The organism is Desulfovibrio sp. (assembly GCF_019424165.1).
Taxonomy (GTDB): Bacteria; Desulfobacterota; Desulfovibrionia; order Desulfovibrionales; family Desulfovibrionaceae; genus Desulfovibrio.
The window spans coordinates 8343-11587 of the sequence record NZ_JAHZAA010000042.1 but is presented as its reverse complement, the minus strand read 5'-3'; the positions used below and the strand labels follow the sequence as shown (position 1 = coordinate 11587).

At 56.1% G+C, this 3245-nt stretch carries 3 protein-coding genes; 1 reads left to right on the top strand and 2 read right to left on the bottom strand.

From position 1 onward, the window contains the following. Positions 1 to 466, top strand: a 466-nt coding sequence (locus QZ377_RS11295; protein ID WP_291441244.1) for an HD domain-containing phosphohydrolase, incomplete at its 5' end; no start/stop codon positions are given. A 266-nt stretch (positions 467 to 732) separates the two neighbouring features. Here the strand turns inward: QZ377_RS11295 and QZ377_RS11290 are convergent. Both QZ377_RS11290 and QZ377_RS11285 read right to left on the bottom strand, forming a co-directional pair. Then, a complete protein-coding gene (locus tag QZ377_RS11290) occupies positions 733 to 1386 on the bottom strand; it encodes an HAD-IA family hydrolase (protein ID WP_291441243.1) in 654 nt (217 codons plus the stop codon). A 102-nt stretch (positions 1387 to 1488) separates the two neighbouring features. Then, positions 1489 to 3003 carry a DUF4139 domain-containing protein gene (locus tag QZ377_RS11285; RefSeq protein ID WP_291441242.1) on the bottom strand — a complete coding sequence of 505 codons (1515 nt, stop codon included), beginning with the start codon at positions 3001 to 3003 and terminating at the stop codon, positions 1489 to 1491. Positions 3004 to 3245: the final 242 nt, after the last annotated feature.

Sequence of the window (3245 nt, the reverse complement as noted above, 5' to 3'; positions counted from 1 at the left end):
CCACGAGAAGCATAACGGCACAGGATATCCCTATCGGTTGGCAGGAAAAAAGATCGGCATCTACGGGCGTATTCTTTCAGTAAGCGACAACTATGACGCCCTTTCGGCCAAGCGGGTATACAAAACCCCCATGCCGGCCAATGTCGCCCTGGCTGTCATGTACAAGATGCGCGGCCAGGCTTGGGCTCCCGGTTATGTAGAGCGCTTTATCAAAATGATGGGCATTTATCCCGTTGGCACGCCGGTACAGCTATCCAGCGGCGAACAAGGTATTGTTTGCCGCTCAAATCCCAGCTTTCCCGCGCAGCCCTGTGTTATTATAGCCTTTGATCCGCTCGGCAGAACTATCAGCCCGGCATTTCTGGATCTGAGCAAAGAGCATGGGCTTGAAATTGAACGCTCCCTTACAGAGGCGGATGCCGAAAAAATGGACATTACAGCGCTTTTGTCCCAGGCTTGGCAATAAGAGCGTGGCGCTCTGCAACTGCTCCGGCCACTGCTCGAGCAGCTGTACGCCGCAATGGCGGGGCTGCTTCAGCCTCTGCTGGAATGCTTGTGGATGGCTTTGCCGGCACACCTGCCACGGTTGAATCCCGAGGAACTCCTTAAAAATATCGGGAGTAAAAGCCCCGCAGTAACCGCCGGAAAAAGGCTGAAGGGGCAGGAGCACAGCCGCAAGCATTTTTACATATCCCGCTCCCGGCAATGCACCCTGTTTTGCACTTCTTTACTTCAGTTCCGGTTCTGCAGAAGAGTCCGCAAGGATTTCACGTCAGGACACAGCCAATCGGCCCCAGCCTCCTTCAGCTCCACTTCCGAACCATATCCGTATAAAACTGCGGCACACGGCATTCCTACCTCATGCGCGCCGGCCACATCGTACTTGCGGTCCCCGACCATCAGGCAGGACGCAGAGGGAACGACCCCCAAGCGTTCACAAGCATAGCGCAATACAGCAGGTTTGTTAGTACGCGGCCCACTCAGCTCTGCTCCGGCTATGCACGAAAAATGGCGCGCGATATCAAAGTGTTCCACAATACGAAGGGCAAAAGTTTCGGGTTTGGAAGTGGCAAGCGCCAAAACACGCCCCTCTTTTGCCAGATCGTGTAAAAGATCGCTTATGCCGTCATAAAGACGGTTTTCGAAAATGCCCCGGTCTGTGTAATACTCCCTGTATTTGCGAACGACCTCTTCCACTTTTTCGGGATCGTTGGGGAAGATTTTGGAAAAAGAGTCGCGCAGGGGAGGTCCGATAAAAGGAATCAGGCTTTCCCGCGGCAAGGAAACACCAAAGTGTGCCAGCGCATACTGCACGGAGTTGATTATTCCATCTTCAGAGTCCGTAATGGTTCCGTCCAGATCAAAAAACACAGGGGTAAAATTCAAGAGAGCGCTCCTTTGGCGGACAGCCTGGCTGCCCTTTTGTTGCAAAGGCCGCCCCATATTGAGGCGGCCCTGTATCGCACAAGTCAAAACCTGTACATCCCCTTAAGGAATATCTGTAAGCATCGGCATTTCTTTGGAAGATGTGATGGACACGGAGTGCTTTATTTCAGCCTTGCCATCGCCGGGTACTTCTATGTTCCACAGCAGCATGTGCTCATCAGGCATCTGCTGTGAAGCCGGTGAATCATTATAGGAGACTGACACGCCCTGATCAACGATCATTGGCATGGGGCGTTCCACACGCACGCTAATGGCATCCTTGTGCGTATTCGTCAGCACATAGGTCCATGCCCAGGTCCAGGTACGGCTTTTTTCTATAAAGCCGCTTTCGCCGCGCCGCTTGCTGTTCACAATCACGTTAACATGCACACGGGGGTCGGGACCAAAGTACAGGGTTGCCTCTCCACCGCGGGGGGTGAAAAATCCTTGTCCAACGCCCTGACCATCCACGCAGAATTCGGCTGCGCCGTCCGGCCATGACTGTTCGGGCGGCAAACTGTATTTACCCATAAGCCAAACACGGCTGTCGCCCACAATGGGGCGGGCCAGCCACTGCAAAGGCGTTTTCCACATATCTTCCACAATAAGCAGCCGCGAGCGCCCTTCGGGCAGGCCGCGTACAGCCAGGCTCCAACGCGCAAAAACCGCGCTGCCGTCATGCACGACCGGGGGTTCCGGGGACACAGCATCTGCCTCGGCCGACAGCGCCACGGCCTCCCGTGTAAACGTCTTGCGCACTACGCGGACAGGCTGGGGAACCGGAGCCTGAGAATCGACCACCCATCTGCCCAGGTTCGCAGGCTCACGCGGGCCTTCGCCACGCGAAATGAGGGTGAGCTGCGCATCGCTCCAGTCAATACCGGAAAGCTGCCATATCTCGGCCATGAGCCGCACGGAAGTTTCGTTGCTCTTGCCGCTGCCGGTTCTGGCGTCAAAGCTGTAAACGGGGCGCCAGCCGCAGTTGTTCAACTGATAGCTGTACGCCACCTTCAACTGCTTGCCCGTCACGGGTTTGCGCAGGGCGATGGTGATGCGCTGCCCCATTTCAGGACTGAGCGGCATTTGATCCAACTGCTGGCGAAGCACTGCGACCAGGCTTTCAAGATTGGCCTGTTCAATAATCAGCTCGGGGATGGCACTGCTCTGCCTTTTTTCCCTTTGTGTCAGATCCTGATACGAACTGCTGCCAGGCGGGGTTTCCCACAGGGCCAGTTGCGCCTTGACGGCGGCGAGCTTGCCGTTGACCTGATTTATTTCGCCGCTCAATTCGGCCCGCAGACGGGCCAGATGCCCTTTGCGTTCCAGTGCCTGGGGCGTGGAGGTCCAGCGGGCGATGGTATGACCGGGGACACTGATCTGAAGATTCTCCGCGCCGCCGGGCAGCACAAAGCTCAGGATACCCATATCGTCATTCATAACGACGGGCAGTGTTTCTTCAACCTGCACCAGTCCGCCCGAGGGCGAAAGGATGGCTGATACCGGGCTTGCGGGAGATGTGGGAACAATGGAGGCGGAAGAGGTTTTTTCCTGGGCAGCCAAAGCGCTGCCGGTTGCCATAATTGTCAGCAGCAAGGCCAGCAGGGCAACCCTTATGCCTGGAGTGACTGCATTTGTACGAATTCTGCTTTGTAATTTTTTCCTTGTATGCATCTGCCCTCCGGAGCGATCAGCCCCCGCGCCGGATTATCCGGCGCGGGGGCAACGCTCATCGTGTCAGTTTGCGGAATTTGAGGCGGTGCGGCGTATCGGCATCTTTGCCGAGACGTTTTTTGCGGTCCTCCTCGTAGTCCGAATAGTTG